Consider the following 19,626-nt stretch of genomic DNA (forward strand, 5'->3'; position numbering starts at 1 on the left):
GAACCCGCCCGTGCCTCCGAAGAGACTCCTGGCCGCCGCCGTGGCGGTCGCGACCGTCGCCGCCGGTACGTCGGCCGCCACCGCGGCGCCTGATCCCGGCGTCAAGACCACCAACGCGATCTCGTCGAGTTTCGCCGACACGTTCGCCGACCCGGCGATCATCCAGGGCCGCGACGGCTACTGGTACGCCTACGCCACCTCCGACCCGCTCGTCTCGAACGGCCCGTTCGGCCTGATGCACATGGCCCGGACCAAGGACTTCGGCTCCTGGGAGTACCTCGGGACGGTCTTCAACGAGCAGACCAAACCGGCTTGGGCAGCGCCCGGCTCGTTCTTCTGGGCGCCGGACATCCGGTACTTCGGCGGCCGGTACGTCATGTACTTCACCGTCACCGATACCGCGGCCAACCCAGGCGGCGATCCGGCGATCGGGGTCGCGACCGCGCCCACGCCGTCCGGGCCCTGGACGGCGACCGACGGGCCGGTGGTGACGCCGAAGCCGGACGGGAACGGTGGCTACTTCGGGACGATCGACCCCGCGATGCTGACGGCCGCTGACGGTAAGCGGTACATGTACTACGGCGGTTTCTACGGCGGCATCTCGGTCACCGAGCTGACTCCGGACGGCTTGCACGCCGTCGGGGAGCCGACCCAGGTGACGATCGGCGACCGCTACGAAGGCTCGTACGTCGTCTACCGCGACGGCTGGTACTACCTGACGGCGTCCGCGATGAACTGCTGCGCCGGACCGACCACCGGCTACTCGGTCTTCGCCGGTCGTTCGCGCTCACCGAAGGGTCCGTTCGTGGACGCCGACGGCGCGGCGATGACGGACTCGCGCGTCGGCGGGACGACGGTTCTCACGCAGAACGGGAACAAGTGGATCGGGCCCGGCCACCACGCGTTCATCACCGACGCGGCCGGTCAGGACCACATCGTCTACCACGCGATCGACCGCGAGAACGCCTGGCTGACCGACCCGTTCGGCATCAACCGGCGGCCGATGCTGATCGATCGGATCGACTGGATCGACGGCTGGCCGCGGACGCGAGCCGGTGCCGGTCCGTCCGAGGGGCCGGTGCCCGCGCCGACGACGGGGTCCGGGCTCGGGATCAACTCGGCCGACCCGGCCGGTGGGCTGCAGCTGGCGGCTCGGCGTCCTGGTGATGCGCTGGGTGGGCCGACGGCGGCGATCTCCGGAGCGGCGCAGACGCGGCGGTCCGCGCCGGGTGGTTCGCTGCGGGTCGAGGCGGATGTGAAGCTGGGCTCGTCGTTCAGCACGGTGCTCGGTGGTAGCCAGGTTGTCGCATCGGTTGCCCATGGCAAGATCACGATCGTGGCGGGACGGCGGACGGCGTCCGCCAAGCTGCCGGCCGATTTCGACCGCACGCAGTGGAACAAGCTGAGCGTCCAGGTCTCCGGCTCGACGGTGAGTGCGCGGCTGGACGACGCGGGGCTGGCCGAGGTGTACGCCGAAGCGCGCCTCGACGTCCCGGGATTGAAGCTGAAGCCGGCGCCGGTGCGCTGGATCGGGTCGGCGGAGGTGGACAACCTGACTGTGCGTCCGGTTGCGGCGCCGGTTCGCCGACTGGCCGCCGTCCCGCAGACCGGGAAGCTGCTCGCCGGGGACGACTTCAACGGCGCGCTCGGCGCGAACTGGTCCTGGATACGGCCGGACGCCGCGGCAGTCGTTGCTAATGGCAAGCTTTCCTGGCCGCTGCAGAATGCGGACCTGGTCGGCGGCGGGAACAACGCCGGCCTGCTGTTCCACACGCCGCCCGCGGGCGACAAGTGGATCGCGGAGACCAAGCTGCACCTCGACACCGGCGCGGACGACGTCCGCAACTACCAGCAGGCCGGGATGATCGCCTACCTGAACGACAGCGACTTCGCGCGGCTGGGCAACGTGTCGATCTGGAAGACGCGGCAGACGGAGTACGGGCGTGAGCTCGTCGTCCGCCCGTCGGACGGCGCCACCAACTACGGCGCGGCCGCGATCGGCCGCTCGGCGCCGACCCAGTGGATGCGGCTGGCGTACCACAAGAACGCGGCCGGCGAGCACGTCTACCAGGCGGGGACGAGCGTCGACGGCAAGCGCTGGACCTGGGGCGCCGCCTGGGTGCTGTCGGCCCCGGCGAAACTCGGGCTCTACGCGCACGGCGAGTTCACCGGTGCGAACCCGGCGCCGGTCGCGACCTTCGACTACCTGAAGTTCTACGAGAGTCGGTGAGATGACCAACCCGGTCTACGGCGACAACTTCGCCGACCCGTTCGTGCTCGCGGTGGGCGACGCGTTCCTGGCGTTCGCCACGAACGGGCCGCTGGGTAACGTGCAGACACTCCGGTCCATCGACCTGGTGTCCTGGGAGCGCGTCGGCGACGCGCTCCCCGCGTTACCCGGCTGGACCGCGCCCGGTCGGGTGTGGGCCCCCGAAGTCATTGCCCACGACAACAACTACCTGCTCTACTACACCTCCGCCGACCCGGCCACCGGCCACCAGGCCGTTGGCGTCGCGACCGCGGTCACCGCCGAAGGTCCATATGTCGACAAATCCCCATCTCCACTTCTCAGCCAGGCCGCCGAGGGCGGCTCCATCGACGCCTCCCCCTTCCGCGACCCCACCGGCGCCCTCTGGCTCTACTGGAAGAACGACGGCAACGCGATCGGCGTCGACACCTGGATCTACGCCCAGCGCCTGTCCTCCGACGGCCTCGCCCTCGAAGGCCCGTCGTACCGCCTCTTCAAACAGGACCTTCCCTGGGAAGGCGCCCTGGTCGAGGCCCCCTACGTCGTCGAACGCCACGGCCTCTTCCACCTCTTCTACTCCGCCAACGCCTTCGACAAACCCGACTACGCCGTCGGCCACGCAGTAGGCCCCTCCCCCACCGGCCCCTTCACCAAATCCGGCGACCCCATCCTCACCTCTCCCGCCGGCCCCGGCCACAACATGGTCCTCACCGCCCTCAACCGCGACTGGTTCATCTACCACGCCTGGGACCCCACCCAAGTAGGCACCGACCCCCGCGGCCGCACCATGCACATCACCGAACTCACCTGGCACGGCGACCAACCGATTGTCAGCTCGACCGCGCCAACACCTCGGTGAGGATGTCGAGGGCCTTCTCCAGGTCTTGGGTGGTGGGGGTGGCGTAGCCGATGACGAGGCCGGGTGGGCCGGGGGTGGTGCGGCGGTAGTCGGAGAGGGGGGAGATGGTCAGGCCGGCTTGGCGGGCTTGGGTGGTCAGGGCGCGGTCGTTGAGGTGGGTGGGGAGTAAGAGGGTGATGTGGAGGCCGGCTTCTTGGCCTACTACGCGGCCGTAGGGGGCCAGGGCGGCGCAGGTTCGGGTGCGGCGGTCGGCGTAGCGGCGGCGGTGTTTGCGGATGACCTGGTCGAGGTAGCCGTCGCGGAGCATGGCGAGGAGGGCGGCTTGCATGGGCCAGGCGGGCCAGTCGCCGGAGGTGGCGCGGACGGCGGCTAGACGGTCGATGGTGGGTGCGGCGGCGACCAGCCAGCCGAGGCGGAGGGCCGGGCTGAGGGTTTTGGAGAGGGTGCCGAGGTGGACGACGCGGTCGAGGTCGAGTTGGGCGAGGGCGGGGAGCGGGGCGACGTCGAAGCGGAACTCGCTGTCGTAGTCGTCCTCGATCAGCAGTGCGTTCGTCCGCCGGGCCCAGCGGATCAGTTCGTTGCGGCGGGCAACGGGTAGCCGGCCGCCGAGCGGGTACTGATGGGACGGCGTCATGTACGCCGCCGTGACGTCGTCGGGGAGTTCGCCGACGCGCAGGCCGTCGCGATCGACCGGGACGTCGACGATCTCCAGGCCGTGGTCGCGGGCGGCGGCGACCGCGTTCAGGTAGCCCGGGTCCTCGATCGCGATCCGGTCGCCCGGGCGCTGGGTGGCGGTGAGCAGCAGCCGGAGGCCGTGCACGGTGCCGTTGGTGATCAGGATGTTCTCCGGCCCGCAGGCGATCCCGCGGACGCGGCCGACGTGCTCGGCGAGCGCCGTCCGCAAGGCGGGGAGCCCGGCGGCGTCGTCGTACCCGCGCGGTGGGGACTGCGCCGACACCTCGCGCCAGGCGCGTCGCCAGCCCGGGTCCGGGGTCGGGTCGATGAACGGGATGCCTGGGCGCAGCGTCAGCAGTTCGCGCTCGGGCGCCGGGGCGGACGCCGTACGCCGGGGAACGGCCGGGCGCAGCGGCGCGACGTCCGTGACGAACGTGCCCGCGCCGGTGCGGCCCTCGATCCAGCCTTCCGCGTGCAGCTGGTCGTACGCCGCCTGCGCCACCGCTCGTGACACCGAGACCTGCTTGGCCAGGTCGCGGGTGGACGGCAGCCGATGCCCAGCCTGCAGCCGACCGTCCAGAACAGCCGCCCGGAACTGCTCGGCCAGCTGCAGATGCAGCGGCAGTACGCCGGCGCGATCGACGATGAGCGGGAGTGAGGTCTGCACGGAATGGACTACCGATTTCCTCGATGAATGGACCGTGTCAGCATGCCACTCGTCCCCGACTCTGGAGACATGACGACCAGATTGCAGCCGACCGACCGGACCACTCTGCGCCGTTCCAAGGAGCGCGCCGCCACCGAACGGGCGGCCTTGGCCGATGTGCTGGCCGGCGGGATGTTCTGTCATCTCGGCGTCGTGGTCGACGGCGATCCGCTGGTGCTGCCGACGGCGTACGGCGTGGACTTCGACCGCGGGCCGGACGGGACGCTGTACCTGCACGGGTCAGTCGCGTCCCGGAGTGTGGTGGCCGCGCCGCGGCAGACAATGTGTGTGACGGTGACGCACGCGGACGGGCTGGTGCTCGCGCGATCGGCGTTCCATCACTCGGTCAACTACCGGTCCGCGGTGATCTTCGGCGTCCCGCGGTTGGTGGCCGACCCGGAGGAGAAGCTGCACGGGCTGAATCGGATCGTCGACCACCTCGTCCCGGGGCGGTCCGCCGCGACCCGGCCGCCGAACCGCAAGGAACTGGCCAAGACGTCGGTGCTCGCGCTGTCGCTCACCGAGGCGTCGGTGAAGACGCGCTCCGGGCCGGCCAACGACGAGGAGCAGGACCTCGACCTGCCCTACTGGACAGGCGTGATCCCGCTCCACGTGACCGCCGGCGAGCCCGAGAACAACCCGGACTGCGACCTGCTCGTCCCGGCCCACGTCCGCTCCCGCGCGAACCGCTTGGGCGCGCCTTCCTAGGCCGCGGTGCCCTTGTTGTAGCTCTTCTGCGCCCAGAAGTAGCCGACGACGGTGATCGCGACACACCAGGCGATCGCCTGCAGACCCGAGCCGTCCTTGATCGGCGTCCCGATCAGCAGGTGCCGCAGGGTGTCGATGATCGGCGTGAACGGCTGGTACTCGGCGAACCAGCGGATACCGCTCGGCATCGCGTCGAGCGGGAGGAAGGTGTTGCTCAGGAAGGGCAGCACGAAGCTGATCGGCAGCACGATGTTGCTCGCGCCCTCGGCGGTCTTGCTGATCAGGCCGAGCGCGATCGCGAACCAGGTCAGCGCGATCGTGACCGCGATCAGCAGACCGGCCGCGAGCAGCCAGTCCACGACCGAGGCGTTCGGCCGGAACCCGATCAGGACGGCGAAGCCGACCACGAAGGCCAGACTGACCGTGGTCAGGACGACGTTGCCGAGCACATGCCCGGTCAGCACGGCCGGCCGGAAGATCGCCATCGTCCGGAACCGGGCCACGATGCCCTCGGTCATGTCCATCGCGGCGCCGATCGCGGGTGACATCGTGCCGGAGGCGATCGCCATCAGCAGCAGCCCCGGCGTCAGGAAGTCGAGGTAGTCGAACCCGCCGGCGCCGCCGCCGAGCCCGGCCGAGAACGTGTCGCCGAAGATCAGGCCGAACAGCAGCAACATGATGACCGGCATCCCGACCGCGCCCAGCGAGAGCGCCGGGTAGCGCAGGGCGTGCCGCAGGTTGCGGCGCAACATCGTGGCGGTGTCGGCTACGGGGTACGAAACAGTGCTCATGCGCTCATCGCTTTCTCGGACGAAGTGGGCTGACCGGTGACGGCGAAGAACACGTCGTCCAGGTCGGGGGTGTGGACCGTCAGCTCGCTGACCTCCAGCGCGGAGTCGTCGATCCGGGTCAGCAGGTCGCGCAGCGCGAGGACGCTGCCGTCGTTCGGCACCTGCAGGGTCAGGGCTTCGGGGTTCGGTACGCCGGTTGCCAGCGCCTGGCCCGCGAGCGCGAACTGCTCCGGCGAGTTGAAGCGCAGCAGCACGTGTCCACCGGGGACGAGCCGCTTGAGCTGCTCCGGCGTCCCCTCGGCGACCAGGCGGCCGCCGTCCAGGACGGCGATCTGGTCGGCGAGCTGATCGGCCTCCTCGAGGTACTGCGTGGTGAGGAAGACCGTGACGCCGGTGGCGACCAGCGCCCGGATCGTCGTCCACATGTTGTGCCGGCTGCGCGGGTCGAGGCCGGTGGTCGGCTCGTCCAGGAAGATGATCCGCGGGCTGCCGACCAGCGTCATCGCGAGATCGAGCCGGCGCTTCATCCCGCCGGAGTACGTCATCGCGAGTTTGCCGCCGGCCTCGACCAGGTCGAACTGCGCGAGCAGCTCGTCGGCCCGGGCCCGCGCCGTCCGCCGGTCGAGGTGGGCCAGGTCGGCCATCATGATCAGGTTCTCCCGGCCGGTCAGCAGCCCGTCGACCGCGGAGAACTGACCGGTGACGCCGATCGCCGCGCGGACGGCGTCCGGCTCGGCGGCCAGGTCGTGACCGGCCACCCGGATCGTGCCGGCGTCCGCGGTGATCAGCGTGGTCAGGATCTGGACGGCGGTGGTCTTGCCGGCGCCGTTCGGGCCGAGCAGGGCGAAGATGGAGCCTTCGGCAACGGACAGGTCGATCCCGCCGAGCACGACTTTGTCGCCGTAGGACTTGTGCAGTCCGCGGGCCTCGATCGCTGGGGACATGGTGCCTTCTTTCACAGGAATCTGGGCAGGGTGAACCGCCCGGCCGACCGCGCGCGGGTCGCCAGGTGGGAGGTGGTGCGGAGAACTAGATGTCGAGGTCCTCGACCGCGGGCTGGTCGGCGGCCTCTTCGACCAGGGCGTACAGGTCCGCGGGGATCAGGGCGCGCAGCTCGTCGACCGTCTCGACGACCGTGAGGGTCGCCTCGCCCGGCGCCATGCTCCAGGACTGATCGGTGCTCCAGTTGCCGACCCAGGACCGCCACCCGGTCAGGTAGCGGTCGTCATCGGCGTTCTGGGTGAACTGCTGGCGGCGATCGGCGTGCAGCACGAACTTTCCACTCCGGCTGCGGTACACCTTGAACGCCTCGTAGCCGGTCGCGCTGGACCGGCCGCCCTCGGCGAGCAGCACACCGGAGAACCGCTGCTTGCGACCGGCGCCCCGGCCGACCCGCACGGTGATCTCGTCGTACCCCTCGAGGCGACCCTCCGCCAGCTCGACGTACTTGCGCAGTGCGATCGAGATGGCCGAGGACAGGTTGCCGGCGAGCTCCTGAGCGCGTTTGTAGACCGGGAGGTCGTCGTCCGACACGTAGATCGTCTTGTTCGGCATGAGTACAACTATACATACACATCTACGTAGAGGAAGAGCAGGAGATGAACGATGTGGAAACTGCCTGCTTCAAACCAGACTTATCCACAGATATCCACCGGTTTTCGGTGGATACCGTGGATAACTTGGCCGCAAGCTGGGGATAAGTCGGCCGAAACGGTGTGCACAGCTGGGGATACGGGTGTGGATAACTTCGGCGGTCGCCGGATCCGAAGTCCAGGTTTAAGGTAAGCCTTGCCTTAATTTCTGACGATGAAGGAGTCCGACGGTGCTGACCCGGCGCAGTCTGTTGCTCGGAGCGGGAGCCGCGATCGCGCTCGCCGCCTGTTCGAAGTCGGAGCAGCTGACCGGCGGCGCGAGTGGCGGGCCGTGGGAGTTCACCGACGACCGCGGGGTGCGGGTCACTCGGCCGGCCCGCCCGACCGCGGTGGTCGCGCAGATCCAGTCCGCGGCGGCGCTGTGGGATCTCGGGCTGCGCCCGGTCGGCGCCTTCGGCAAGGCGACCAAGGCCGACGGCAGCCCGGACATCCTGGCCGGGAACGTCGACCTGACCAAGCTGACGCTGTTCTCGGAGACCTGGGGCGAGTTCGCGGTGGAGAAGTTCGCCGCGCTGAAACCCGACCTGCTGGTCGCGCCGATCCAGGTGCCCAAGGAGCTTTGGTACGTGCCGAAGGAGTCGGTCGGAGCGATCGAGGCGATCGCGCCGACACTCGGCATCGACTACGTCGGCGTACCGGTCGACAAGGTGATCGATCGGTACGCCGAGTTGGCGGGCGCGCTGGGCGCCGACCTGGACGCCGAGCCGGTGCTGAAGGCCAAGGCGGAGTTCGCGGCCGCGTCGAAGGCCGTCACCGACCAGGCGGCCCGGCAGCGGGGGCTGAAGGTCCTGTTCGTCTCCGGCGCTCCGGACAACCTGTACTTCGGCAACCCGGACGCGTTCTCGGATATCGCGCTGCTGAAGCGGCTCGGGGTCGGGTTCGTCGTCCCGAAGGTCGACCCGAAGGAGCCGCACTGGGAGGCGGTCTCCTGGGAGCTCGCCGACAAGTACCCGGCGGACGTGATCCTGTACGACGTGCGCAATCCGGCGCCGTTCACCACCGAGCTGGCCAAGTACCCGACCCTCGGTCGGCTACCCGCCGCCAAGGCAGGCCAGGTCTACGCGTGGAACCCGGAGACGCCGACCAGCTGGGCGCAGTTTGCGCCCGCGTTGCGGCAGCTGACCGCGGACCTCGCCAAGGTGCGCCCGATCACCGGCTGAGGCCCGCGGTTACGGCGGTCAGAAAGAGGTCAGACCCACTGGGTCGAGACAACGAAGCCCAGCGCGATCAGACCCATCCCGACCAGCAGGTTCCAGTTGCCGAGGTCGCGCATACCCGGGATGTCCTGGCCGGCCACGTAGAAGACGACCAGCCAGGCCAGCCCGAGCAGCCAGGAAGCCAGCATCAGCGGCGCGACCCACACGCGGCTGGTGGTACGCGGCTGCTTCGGCGTCTTCTCGGCCTTGACCTTCTCGGTCTTCTTCGTTTTGCGGCTACTCGACTCGGGCACGGCTGAACTCCTTGTAAGGACGCATAAGCTGACCTCTGTCGGTCAGGCAGGCCCAGACCTGTCGGGTCCGGTCCCGGGTTAGCGTAGTGCAACGTAGTCCAGACAGCAGGTCGGAGAGCTTCCGTGCGGAGATTGAAGCGGATTTCGCTGTGGCGCGCAGGCGTGCCACTGGCGCTGCTGTGCGCCGGGCTGCTGTTCGCGACCAGCGCGACCAGCGCGCGGGGCACCGACCTGCGCCCCAGCCGGAACACGACGCTGGCCGGTCTCGTCGAGGAGCAGAGCCGCCGCAGCGCGACGCTCGTCCGCCAGCATGCCGCCCTCACCCAGGACATCGAGCGCCTGCAGACTCAGCAGGGTTCGATCGACCCCAAGCTGTCCAAACGGCTCAAGGAGCTGTCGCTCGCGGTCGGGACGACGCCGGTCACCGGCTCCGGGCTGACCGTCACGCTCAAGGACGCTCCGCGGGAGGTCGTGAAGGACAACCCGGATGTGGACGCCGACTGGCTGGTCATCCACCAGCAGGACATCCAGGCCGTGGTGAACGCGCTCTGGGCCGGCGGCGCCGACGCGCTCTCGATCCAGAACCACCGGGTGATCTCGACGACCGGCATCAAATGCGTGGGCAACTCGGTCGTCCTGCACGGCGTCCCGTACCTGCCGCCGTACAAGATCACCGCGATCGGCGACCGGCGGAAGCTGCAGAAGGCGCTCGACGACTCGAAGTACATCAAGAACCTGCAGGACTACGTGGTGAAGTTCCAGCTCGGGTACGACGTGAAGAACGAGTCCCAGATCGCGATGCCCGCCTACGAGGGCACGCTGGATCTGCAGAGCGCGACCGTCCCCGGTTTCGAGCGGACGCCGTCGGTCAGCCCGTCCGCCACCGGCGGCCGCTAGTCCGCTCTGCCAGAATGGGCCGCATGCCGCGGATCCTCGTCGTCGACAACTACGACTCGTTCGTCTACAACCTGGTCCAGTACCTGCAGCAGTTGCAGGCCGAGACCATCGTGCTGCGCAACGACGAGGTCACTCCTGACCAGGTCACGGCGTACGACGGCGTCCTGCTCTCGCCTGGTCCGGGGACACCCGAAGAAGCCGGCGCGTGTGTGGACATCGTCAAGGAGGCCGGCGGCCAGGTGCCGATCTTCGGTGTCTGCCTCGGCCTGCAGGCGATCGGCGTCGCGTACGGCGGCGTCGTGGGCCGGGCCGACGAGCTGCTGCACGGCAAGACCAGCCAGGTCTTCCACGAGGGCGCCGGCGTCCTGGCCGGGCTGCCGTCGCCGTTCACCGCGACGCGGTACCACTCGCTGGCCATCGCGCAGGACTCCGTCCCCGACGAGCTGCAGGTCACCGCGCGGACCGAGGCCGGCGTGATCATGGCCGCTCGGCACCGGGATCTGCCGGTCGAGGGCGTCCAGTTCCACCCGGAGTCCGTACTCACCGAGGGCGGTCACCGGATGCTCGCCAACTGGCTGGAGATGTGCGGGGACGCCGGCGCCGTCGAGCGCTCGGCCGGCATGGCCCCGCTGGTCAGCTAGAACGCGACGAAGCCCCCGCCGGTATGTACCAGCGGGGGCTTCGTCATGGTCGGTGTCAGCCGCCGATGATCGGCGGGGTCTCCGACTCCGGCGGCGGGGTGTTGGACGGCGGCGGACTCTGCGGGTCCTCCGGCAGCCGGTTGATGGTCAGCGTGATCTTGGTGCCCTTCGGCGCCTTCGTCCCGGGCTCGATGCTCTGCGCGAGTACGGTCGCCTCCGGAGCGTTCGTGTCCTCGCCCCACTTCTGGCCGGCCACGAAACCGAGCTCCTTCAGCTTGGCCATCGCCTCCTCGGCCGAGACGTTGACCAGGTCCGGCACCTCGACCTTGACCTGACCGGTCGAGACGGTGAGCGTGAACGTCGTGCCCGAAGCGTGTTTCGCCTCCGGGTTCGGGCTGACGTCCAGGACGGTGCCGGCCTCCTTCTCGGAGTCCTTCTCGACGTTCTTCGAGGCGACCTTGAAACCGCCCGGCGCGCTCTCGATCTTCTCCCGCGCCTGGTCCTCGGGCAGGTTGAGCACGTTCGGTACCGAGAACGCCTGCTTACCGGTGGAGAAGACCACGGTCACGGTCGAGTTCTCCTCGGCCTCCGTACCGGCGGCCGGGGTCGACGAGATCGCCTTACCGCGGTCGACCGTCTCACTCGGCTGCGAGTCGCCCTGCGCGAACTTCAGCTTCGCCGCGGTCAGCGCCGCCTCGGCCTGGGACGTGGTCATATTCGCGACGTCGGGGACCGAGACCTTGTTCACCACCGGGGTGGAGGTCTGGCCGCCGCCGGCGTTGTTGTTACCGCCGCCGTTCAGGTTGTTGATCAGCGCGTAGGCGCCGATGGCCACCGCCACGATCGCCAGACCGAGCAGGAAGTAGGCCAGGCCGCGGTTGCGGCGGGCCCGGCTGTCCAGCTCGTCGTCGTCCCCGGGCGGCAGCAGGTCGTCGCCGGTCTGCCGGAAGGCCTGCGTCGCGGCGGCCGGGGCCACCGCGGTCGGAGCCATCGCGCGGGTCTCGGAGAACGCGGTCATTGGCGCGGTCACCTGCTGGCCGGCCAGCACCCGATGCAGGTCCTGACGCATCTCGTTCGCGCTCTGGTACCGCTCGTCGCGGTTCTTCACCAGCGCCTTGAGGACGACGGCGTCGACCTCCGGCGGGATGTCGGGATCGAAGGAGGACGGCGGCAGCGGCTGCTCGCGGACGTGCTGGTAGGCGACCGACACCGGGGACTCGCCGACGAACGGCGGGCGGCCGGTGAGCAGTTCGTAGAGCAGACAGCCGGTGGAGTAGAGGTCGGAGCGGGCGTCGACGGTCTCGCCGCGTGCCTGCTCCGGGGACAGGTACTGCGCGGTGCCGATCACGGCCGCGGTCTGCGTCATGTCCGAGGTGGTGTCGGCGACCGCGCGCGCGATCCCGAAGTCCATCACCTTGACCTGACCCTGCGGGGTCAGCATCACGTTCCCGGGCTTGATGTCGCGGTGGACGATCCCGGCCCGGTGGCTGTAGTCGAGCGCCTCGAGGACGCCGGAGGTGATCTCCAGTGCGCGCTCGGGCATGATCTTGCGGCCCTCGCGGATCAGGTCCCGCAGGGTCTTACCGGTGACGAGCTCCATCACGATGTACGGGATCGTGATGCCGGAGCCGTTCGGATCCGGCTCCTCCCCGGTGTCGTAGACCGACACGATGGTCGGGTGGTTCAGCGAGGCGGCCGACTGGGCCTCCCGCCGGAACCGGGCCTGGAACGTCGAGTCGCTGGCCAGGTCGACGCGCAGCCGCTTGATCGCGACCGCCCGGCCCAGCCGGTTGTCGATACCCCTGCGCACTTCGGCCATGCCGCCGCGGCCGAGCGGTTCGCCCTCTTCGTACCGGCCGCCGACGAGACGTGCCTGCGATGTCATGACTTCAGCCTTCCAACCTGTCCGGAAAAACACTCAATTTGCCCACGGTAGCTGCCGCCACCCATGGATCCCCGTTGGAAAGACGCACCGTGAGCGCATCATTCCGTATCGTGCTCACTGGCTGAGCACCGCCTCCATCACCGACTTGGCGATCGGCGCCGCCAACTTGCCGCCGGCGATGTCGTTCCGTTCGACATTGGCCTTCTCGATCATCACCGCGACCGCGACCTTCGGGTCGTCGGCGGGAGCGAACGCGGTGAACCAGGCGAACGGCGGCCGCTCCGGCGACGTCTGCGCCGTCCCGGTCTTCCCCGCGACCTGGACGCCGGAGATCCGGCCCGGCTTGCCGGTGCCGTCGTTCACGACGGTGACCATCATCTGGGTCAGCTGCTGGGCGACCTCGGGGGTGATCGCCTGGTGCAGCGACTCGGGCTTGGTCTCGGAGACCGTCTTGAGGTCACTGCCCTTCACGTTCTCGACCAGGTAGGGCTTCATCACCTCGCCCTTGTTCGCGATCCCGGCGGCCACCATCGCCATCTGCAGCGGCGTCGCGCGGACGTCGAACTGGCCGATCGCGGACTGCGCGGTCTGCGGCTGGTTCGGATCACCGGGGAACTGGCTGGCCACGCCGGACAGCTCCGGCAGGTGGCGCTCGCCGAACCCGAACTTCGCGGCCTGGTCGCGGAGCACATCCGGGCCGAGATCCAGACCGATGGTGCCGAAGGCGGTGTTGCACGAGTCGCGCAGCGCGACCGTCAGCGTCGCGTTGTCGCTGCCGCCGCAGTTCCGGCCGTTCTCGTTCACCAGCGGCGTCGTGGTCTGCGGCAGCGGCAGCTGGGCTGGCGAGTGCACCGGGGTCTCCGGCGTGTACTTCCCGCTGGAGAGCGCGGCCGCTGACGTGACCAGCTTGAACGTCGATCCGGGCGGGTAGGTCTCGCGGACCGCCCGGTTGGTGGCCGGCTTGTCCTCGTCCTTGTTCAGCTTGTCCCAGGCGTCGCGGACCTTGCCCAGGTCGTGCGAGGCCAGCTCGTTCGGGTCGTACGACGGGCGGGTCGCCAGCGCCAGCACCTTGCCGGTCTTGGGCTCGAGCGCGACCACCGCGCCGATCTTGCCCTTGAGGCCGCTGTACGCCGCCTGCTGGGCCTTCGGGTTCAGCGTCAGCGTGACGCTGGCGCCCTGCTGCGGCCGGTTGCTGATCACGTCGATGATCCGGCGGAAGGCAAGTGACGGGTCCGAGCCGTTCAGCTCGGAGTTCATGTTCAGCTCGATCCCGGACCGGCCGTACACGTAGGAGTAGTAGCCGGTGACCGGCGCGTAGACCGGCCCGTTGGCGTACGTGCGCTGGTACTTGAACCGGTCGTTGGACTCCTTGCTCTCCGCGATCGGCGTGTTGTTGAGCAGGATCGCGCCGCGGTCGACCGAGAACTGCGAGTCCCGGACGCGACGGTTGTCGTTCCGCCCGTTCAGCTCGTTGGAACGGAAGGCCTGCAGATACGTCGAGTTCGCCATCAGGGCGAGCATCAGGACGATCGCGGCCACGGCCAGTCGTCGAATTGCCGAGTTCACTGCTTCTGCACCGCCATCGCGATCGTTTCGTCGGACACTGGGGCGGCCGGAGTCTGGGGGCGGCGGGCCTGGTCGCTGATCCGGAGCAGCAATCCGATGATGGCCCAGTTCGCGACCAGCGACGTCCCGCCGAGCGCCATGAACGGCGTGGCCAGACCGGTCAGCGGGATCAGCCCGGTGACACCGCCGACGATCACGAACACCTGCAGGGAGAACGACATCGCCAGACCGGTGGCGATCAGCTTGCCGAAGATGTCCCGGCAGCCGAGCGCCGTCCGCAGACCGCGCTCGATGATGAGGGTGTACACGAGCAGGATCGCGATCAGGCCGGTCAGCCCGAGCTCCTCGGCCAGCGAGGAGATGATCATGTCGCTGTTCGCGTACAGGGTGAACTCGGGCCGGCCCTGGCCGAGACCGCGACCGAGGACGCCGCCCCACGCCTGGCCCATCAGGCCGTTGGCGATCTGGCCGCCGTCGATCGAGAACGGGTCCAGCCAGTCGGTGATCCGGCGGTGCACGTGGCCGAACGTCGTGTACGCGAAGAAGGCGCCGCCGACGAACAGCAGCCCGCCGATGATCAGCCAGCCGGCCCGCTCGGTGGCGACGTACAGCAGGAACAGGAAGAGCCCGAAGAACAGCAGCGAGGAGCCGAGGTCGCTCTCGAAGACCAGGACGCCCAAGCTGACCAGCCAGGCGACCAGGATCGGCCCGAGGTCGCGGGCGCGCGGCAGATCGAGACCGAGGAACCGGCGGCCGGCCAGCGTCAGTACATCGCGCTTCAGGACCAGGTAGCCGGCGAAGAAGATGACCAGGCAGACCTTCGCGAACTCCCCCGGCTGGAACGACATACCGGCGACGCGGATCCAGATCGAGGCGCCGTTCACGTTGATACCGAGCCCGGGGACCAGCGGCAGCACCAGCAGCACCAGACCGACCAGGCCGAGCGTGTAGGTGAACGCCTGCAGGCGGCGGTGGTCCCGGATCACGACGATGACGGCGAGGAACAGGACGACGCCGACCGCCGTCCAGGTGATCTGCTGTGGTGCGAACGGGACGCCCTTCTCGCGGCCGATCGCGGTCAGGCCGAGGTCGACGCGGTGGATCATCGCGACGCCGAGCCCGTTCAGCAGGACGGCGCAGGGCAGGATCACGGGATCGGCGTACGGCGCCCGGAAGCGCAGCGCGAGATGCGCGATCAGCGCCAGCAGACCGATCCCGGCCGCGTAGAGCCCGGTGCTGGCCGGGACCTTGCCCTGGGCGGTGATGCCGATGTTGACGTAGGCGCCGACCGAGACGCCGATCGCGATCAGCAGCAGGAACAGCTCAACCCCGCGCCGGGTGCGCGGGATGATCTGGATGACGGAGGTCGAGGCGATACTCATCGGACGCCGTCGCAGTCGTCGGGGTCGGCCTGGCCGCCCGGCGTCGGACTGGACGGCGGCGGCGTCACGGGCGGTTTCGAGACCGGCGGCTTCGAGACCGGGGTCGACGTCGGCGGCGGGGTCGACTTCACCGGCGGGTTCGCCTTCTTCGCGCACTCGTCCGCGGTGCGCTGCAACTCGCTGACGATCGCGCGGGCGCCGTCCAGGTCGTCGGCCTGGATGTTGCCCTCCACCTGCTGCCGGTTGTACGCCGGCAGCTTGTCGACCTGCAACTGCGGCTGCAGCTCGAAGACCTTGGTCAGCGTCAGACCCGGGATATCGGCGTCCACGCCCTGGAAGATCGCCACGAAGTCGCCGTCGGTGCCGACGTAGTACTGGTCCTGGGTCCAGCGGTAGCCGAACCAGCCGACCCCGCCGAGCAGCGCCAGGACGACGATCACGACGGCGATCCGGCGCGGCCAGAGGAACCGGCGCGGCGGCCGGGGCGCGTAGCGCAGCTCTTCGGGATCGACAGTGGCGTGGCGGCCACCGCCGCCGTGCCCGCTGCCGCCGGCGGCCGCCGAGGCGACGCCGGGCCCGGTGCTGCCCTGGGCGAGCTCGGCCGCGGCGCCGACCAGCTGCGGCGTGCTGCCGCTCGCGGGCGCGGTCTCGACCACGTCGGCCACGACGCAGGTCACGTTGTCGTTGGAACCGGCCTCGAGGGCATGCGTGATCAGCTCGACGACGACGGAGTCCGGCGTACCGGCGGCCATCGACGCGGCGATCACCTCGTCGGCGACGTAGTCCGGCAGGCCGTCACTGCACAGCATCAGCCGGTCGCCGGCCTGGACGTCGAGGATCTGCAGATCGGGATCGGAGTCCGGGCGGCCGTCCAGCACCCGGAGGATCAGGTTCCGGTGCGGGTGGGTGAAGGCCTCCTCCTGGGAGATCCGGCCCTCGTCGACCAGCGACTGCACGAAGGTGTGGTCGTGGCTGAGCTGGTAGAGCACGCCCTCGCGCATCCGGTACGCGCGGGAGTCGCCGAGGTGGGCCAGGCCGAGCCGCTGCCCGTCGAACATCAGCGCGGTGACGGTCGAACCCATCCCTTCGCGCTCCGGGTCCTCCTCGACGAGCTCGGACAGCCGCTCGTTGGCCCGGTGGACGGCGCCGGCCAGCGCCTCGATCATGTCGTCGCCGGAGATCTGGGCGGTGTCCAGCCGCCGGATCACCTGGACCGCCGCCGAGCTGGCCACCTCACCGGCCGCCGCGCCGCCCATTCCGTCGGCGAGCAGCAGCAGGTGCGGACCGGCGTACGCCGAATCCTCGTTGTTGCGGCGCACTCGTCCGACATCGGACAGTGCGGCGTAGTCGAGCGACAGGGTCATCGAGGCAGGCCTACTTCGCGATGTTCAGCGTCGTGCGGCCGATCCGGATCGAGCCGCCGATCTCGGCCGGGACCGGGCGGGTCACCCGTTGGCCGTCAAGGTACGTGCCGTTCGTGGAGCCGAGGTCCTCGACCCACCACTGACCCTCGGACAGGAACAGCCGCGAGTGCCGGGTGGAGGAGTAGTCGTCGTCGAGCCGGATCTGGCAGTCCGAGCCGCGGCCGATCACGATCGGCTCCTCGACCAGGGTCGCGCCGACCCCGGCCTGCGGGCCGTCGGAGATCGTCAGCGAGCCCGGCAGGCCCTTCCGCTTCTTGACCGGTTTCGGGGCCTTCGGCGTCCGGGTGGCGGCCGCGACGGCCGGGGCCGCCGCCCGGCTGTCCACCTTGGCGCCGAACAGGTCGGACCTGATCACGGACAGCACCGCGAGGACGAACATCCACAACAGGGCCAGGAACCCCAGTTTGATCAGGGTCAGGGTCAGTTCCGACATGAGCGGCCGGTCACCACCCGCTGCTCGGCGGCTGGGCCATCGGCTCGTCCGCCAGCCGCAGCGTCATGGTCGTGTTGCCGATCCGCACGGTCGAGCCGTCGACCAGCTCGACCTCGGCGGCCCGGCGGCCGTTCACCAGCGTGCCGTTGGTCGAACCGAGGTCGACCAGCACCACCCGGATCGCGCCGTTGCCCTCGGGCATCAGGCGGATCTCGGCATGCCGCCGGGAGGCGCCGGGGTCGTTGATCTGGATGTCCGCGTCGGTGCCGCGGCCGAGCACGACGCCGGGCGGATTCACCGGACGGCGGCGTCCGTTGACCTCGAGCAGCACCTGCGGGTGGCCGCGGCGCGGCTGCTGCGGTGCGGGCGGTGGGGTGACCGGGGCGCTCTGCAGCACCGTCTGGCCGTCGTTCGGCGGCACGTAGGGCTCCTGCTGGTAGGGCTGCTCGTAGGACGGAGTACGCCGTTGCGGCGTCCCGACGGTCGCACTGACCACCCGGAACTTACCGGTCGGGAGGTCGTCCTGCTGACTCAGCTCGATCTCGATCGGGCCGGAGAAGGTGTAGCGCTGGATGTCGGCGTGGTCGCGCAGCTCGTTGGCCAGCTCGTGGTTGAGGGTCCGCCCGTAGGCGTTCAGGCGCTCGAAATCGCCCGGACCCAGCTCGATGGTGAAGTGATTCGGCACCAGCCGGCGGTCCCTGGACAGGATCCGCGCGGTGTTGTCGATCTCACGCTTGAGCGCCGCCGCCAGCTCGATCGGCTCGACGTCGCCCTTGAACGCACGCGCGAAGACACCACTCACGATGCCCTCCAGACGTCGCTCGAAGCGCTGCAGCGGTCGCACGCCTCCTCCTCCACGGTCGGTCCACGGTCCGTATCCACCGGTCGTGGCGGACACACCGGGTACGACGATCGATCGTATCGGGAGGTTCGACCGAACCCGCAATGTGAAGCACCGGACATTCCCGTGCTAATGTTCCTTCTCGTCGCCAGGACACAGTTCAGACGACAGCGCGCGGGTGGCGGAATAGGCAGACGCGCACGGTTCAGGTCCGTGTGCCCGAAAGGGCGTGGGGGTTCAACTCCCCCCTCGCGCACGCAGCAGGTCCCGGTCGAGAGACCGGGATTTTTGCTTTTCCGGGGGTGCGCCCGGTCACAGGGCCGTCCGGTTGGACGAGCGCGGGTCGGCGACGGCGCGGGCGCGGTAGATGTCGCCTTTGGCGGCGGTCGCGCGCCACGGGCGGGCCTGGCGGAGGGCGACGGCGAGGGCCGGGTCTTCGCGGTCGATCGTGGCGAAGGTGAGCTCGGCAGGGCCGGCGGCCTGGGTGGTGTAGATACCCGCCGGGGTGATCAGGCCGGCCGGCGTCGGCTCGTCGGGCAGCGCCGGGACAGAGACGGCGACCCAGTAGCAGTTGATCGCGGCATGCGCGGCGGCCTTGGTCTCGAAAGAATCGTCGGCGCCGTACGTCGACAACAGCAGGCACTCGACGCCGAGCCGCTCGTACTGCGCGAACAGCTGCGGGAAGTTGACCTCGACACAGATCAGCGTGCCGAACCGGTAACCGTCGACGTCGAAGACGACCGGCTCGAAGCCAGGGCTGTAGAAATGCGTGATCTCGGTGTGCGAGCAGTACCGCTTGTCGTAGCGGTCGACCAGCGCGCCGCTGTCCGAGATCACGTAGAGGCTGTTGTGCGGCCGGTGCGGCGCGGTCAGCGGATGCGCCGACCCGAGCACCACCCACACCCCGAGCTCACCGGCCAGCGCCATGATCTCCTCGAGCTCGGCCCGCACCAACCGCCAGTCCACCTCGGCCCAGTCCGCGATCTGGGCCTTCGCGTAACCACTCAACATCCCCTCGGGAAACTGCACGAGCCGAGCCCGCCCAGCCGCCGCCTTCCGCATCAGCGACCGGACCTTCTTCCCGTTCACCGCCGGATCAGCACTGATGGTCGGTCGAGCAATAGCCGTTCGGATCCCCGTCATCGCCCTACCGTCTCAGCCCACGCCGACAGATTCCCGCACCCGCGCGGAAAGTTGTCCAGGACAACGGAAGTTGGGTCAGGCGCGGGTTCGGCGGTGGCGGGGGGTGGGGTGGTGGGGGAGGTCGGGGGCGCCCAGGAGCATCCAGAGGGCGAGGGCGGCCGCGGTGAGGAGGCCGGCGAGGCCGGCGTAGTCGGTGAGGCTCATGGTGCTTCTCTCTTCGAGGCGGGACGCTCGGCGGCGGCGAGGTCCGCGAACAACTGACGTCAAGGGACGCGGGGGTGTCGAGGGTGTGATGGCAAATAGGTGCCATGTCCGATTGGTGCCA

The 19,626-nt window shown here is 69.5% G+C and carries 19 protein-coding genes and 1 tRNA gene; 7 read left to right on the forward strand and 13 right to left on the reverse strand.

What is annotated here, in order from left to right; translation table 11 throughout:
* Positions 1-10: 10 nt before the first annotated feature.
* Positions 11-2,230, forward strand: coding sequence for a family 43 glycosylhydrolase (locus tag ACZ6ZD_RS08740; protein ID WP_465669836.1), 2,220 nt, complete (start codon positions 11-13; stop codon positions 2,228-2,230).
* Between the two features lies 1 nt (position 2,231).
* Positions 2,232-3,107, forward strand: coding sequence for a glycoside hydrolase family 43 protein (locus ACZ6ZD_RS08745; RefSeq protein WP_465669838.1), 876 nt, complete (start codon positions 2,232-2,234; stop codon positions 3,105-3,107).
* On the opposite strand, the gene pdxR is transcribed toward ACZ6ZD_RS08745, so the two are convergent.
* Positions 3,079-4,449 (reverse strand): MocR-like pyridoxine biosynthesis transcription factor PdxR, encoded by a 1,371-nt coding sequence (gene pdxR / locus ACZ6ZD_RS08750; RefSeq protein ID WP_465669840.1) that lies wholly within the window; start codon positions 4,447-4,449, stop codon positions 3,079-3,081. The two genes, ACZ6ZD_RS08745 and pdxR, sit on opposite strands and share 29 nt — an antisense overlap.
* Positions 4,450-4,518: 69 nt before the next feature.
* On the opposite strand from pdxR, the gene ACZ6ZD_RS08755 reads away from it, so the two are divergent.
* Positions 4,519-5,196, forward strand: a complete 678-nt coding sequence (locus ACZ6ZD_RS08755) for a pyridoxamine 5'-phosphate oxidase family protein (protein WP_465669842.1) — start codon at positions 4,519-4,521, stop codon at positions 5,194-5,196.
* On the opposite strand, the gene ACZ6ZD_RS08760 is transcribed toward ACZ6ZD_RS08755, so the two are convergent.
* The 3 genes from ACZ6ZD_RS08760 to ACZ6ZD_RS08770 form a co-directional block, all read right to left on the reverse strand.
* The gene (locus tag ACZ6ZD_RS08760) at positions 5,193-5,987 is read right to left on the reverse strand and encodes an ABC transporter permease (protein WP_465669844.1); all 795 of its coding nucleotides are present in this window, start codon (positions 5,985-5,987) and stop codon (positions 5,193-5,195) included. The two genes, ACZ6ZD_RS08755 and ACZ6ZD_RS08760, sit on opposite strands and share 4 nt — an antisense overlap.
* A complete protein-coding gene (locus ACZ6ZD_RS08765; RefSeq protein WP_465669846.1) occupies positions 5,984-6,931 on the reverse strand; it encodes an ATP-binding cassette domain-containing protein in 948 nt (315 codons plus the stop codon). The genes ACZ6ZD_RS08760 and ACZ6ZD_RS08765 overlap by 4 nt, the downstream gene beginning before the upstream one ends.
* 85 nt (positions 6,932-7,016) lie before the next feature.
* Positions 7,017-7,541: an EXLDI protein gene (locus ACZ6ZD_RS08770; protein ID WP_465669848.1), complete on the reverse strand. Its 525-nt coding sequence runs from the start codon at positions 7,539-7,541 to the stop codon at positions 7,017-7,019.
* 268 nt (positions 7,542-7,809) lie between these two features.
* Here ACZ6ZD_RS08770 and ACZ6ZD_RS08775 point away from each other — a divergent pair, with 268 nt between their 5' ends.
* On the forward strand, positions 7,810-8,799 hold the full coding sequence (locus ACZ6ZD_RS08775) for an ABC transporter substrate-binding protein (RefSeq protein ID WP_465669850.1): 990 nt from the start codon (positions 7,810-7,812) through the stop codon (positions 8,797-8,799).
* Positions 8,800-8,828: 29 nt separating this feature from the next.
* Here the strand turns inward: ACZ6ZD_RS08775 and ACZ6ZD_RS08780 are convergent, their stop codons facing one another.
* Positions 8,829-9,089 (reverse strand): cell division protein CrgA, encoded by a 261-nt coding sequence (locus tag ACZ6ZD_RS08780; protein WP_171674340.1) that lies wholly within the window; start codon positions 9,087-9,089, stop codon positions 8,829-8,831.
* A gap of 123 nt (positions 9,090-9,212) precedes the next feature.
* On the opposite strand from ACZ6ZD_RS08780, the gene ACZ6ZD_RS08785 reads away from it, so the two are divergent.
* Positions 9,213-9,986: a DUF881 domain-containing protein gene (locus ACZ6ZD_RS08785; protein ID WP_465669852.1), complete on the forward strand. Its 774-nt coding sequence runs from the start codon at positions 9,213-9,215 to the stop codon at positions 9,984-9,986.
* 23 nt (positions 9,987-10,009) lie between these two features.
* Positions 10,010-10,627, forward strand: a complete 618-nt coding sequence (locus ACZ6ZD_RS08790; RefSeq protein WP_465669854.1) for an aminodeoxychorismate/anthranilate synthase component II — start codon at positions 10,010-10,012, stop codon at positions 10,625-10,627.
* Between the two features lie 55 nt (positions 10,628-10,682).
* On the opposite strand, the gene pknB is transcribed toward ACZ6ZD_RS08790, so the two are convergent.
* From pknB to ACZ6ZD_RS08820, 6 genes are all read right to left on the reverse strand, one after another.
* Positions 10,683-12,512: a Stk1 family PASTA domain-containing Ser/Thr kinase gene (gene pknB, locus ACZ6ZD_RS08795; RefSeq protein WP_465669856.1), complete on the reverse strand. Its 1,830-nt coding sequence runs from the start codon at positions 12,510-12,512 to the stop codon at positions 10,683-10,685.
* Positions 12,513-12,626: 114 nt separating this feature from the next.
* Entirely contained in the window at positions 12,627-14,078 is a 1,452-nt protein-coding gene (locus tag ACZ6ZD_RS08800; protein ID WP_465669858.1) for a peptidoglycan D,D-transpeptidase FtsI family protein, read from the reverse strand.
* Positions 14,075-15,460 (reverse strand): FtsW/RodA/SpoVE family cell cycle protein, encoded by a 1,386-nt coding sequence (locus ACZ6ZD_RS08805; protein ID WP_465669860.1) that lies wholly within the window; start codon positions 15,458-15,460, stop codon positions 14,075-14,077. The genes ACZ6ZD_RS08800 and ACZ6ZD_RS08805 overlap by 4 nt, the downstream gene beginning before the upstream one ends.
* Complete coding sequence (locus ACZ6ZD_RS08810; protein WP_465669862.1) at positions 15,457-16,824, reverse strand: PP2C family protein-serine/threonine phosphatase; 1,368 nt, start codon at positions 16,822-16,824, stop codon at positions 15,457-15,459. The genes ACZ6ZD_RS08805 and ACZ6ZD_RS08810 overlap by 4 nt, the downstream gene beginning before the upstream one ends.
* 10 nt (positions 16,825-16,834) lie before the next feature.
* The gene (locus ACZ6ZD_RS08815) at positions 16,835-17,317 is read right to left on the reverse strand and encodes an FHA domain-containing protein FhaB/FipA (protein WP_465669864.1); all 483 of its coding nucleotides are present in this window, start codon (positions 17,315-17,317) and stop codon (positions 16,835-16,837) included.
* Between the two features lie 10 nt (positions 17,318-17,327).
* The gene (locus ACZ6ZD_RS08820; protein WP_465669866.1) at positions 17,328-18,161 is read right to left on the reverse strand and encodes an FhaA domain-containing protein; all 834 of its coding nucleotides are present in this window, start codon (positions 18,159-18,161) and stop codon (positions 17,328-17,330) included.
* Positions 18,162-18,330: 169 nt separating this feature from the next.
* Here ACZ6ZD_RS08820 and ACZ6ZD_RS08825 point away from each other — a divergent pair.
* Positions 18,331-18,414, forward strand: a tRNA-Leu gene (locus ACZ6ZD_RS08825).
* 56 nt (positions 18,415-18,470) lie between these two features.
* Here the strand turns inward: ACZ6ZD_RS08825 and ACZ6ZD_RS08830 are convergent.
* Positions 18,471-19,301, reverse strand: coding sequence for a carbon-nitrogen hydrolase family protein (locus ACZ6ZD_RS08830; RefSeq protein WP_465669868.1), 831 nt, complete (start codon positions 19,299-19,301; stop codon positions 18,471-18,473).
* Positions 19,302-19,376: 75 nt separating this feature from the next.
* The gene (locus ACZ6ZD_RS08835; protein ID WP_465669870.1) at positions 19,377-19,505 is read right to left on the reverse strand and encodes a hypothetical protein; all 129 of its coding nucleotides are present in this window, start codon (positions 19,503-19,505) and stop codon (positions 19,377-19,379) included.
* Between the last annotated feature and the right edge of the window lie 121 nt (positions 19,506-19,626).

Source organism: Kribbella sp. NPDC104218, from assembly GCF_055584105.1.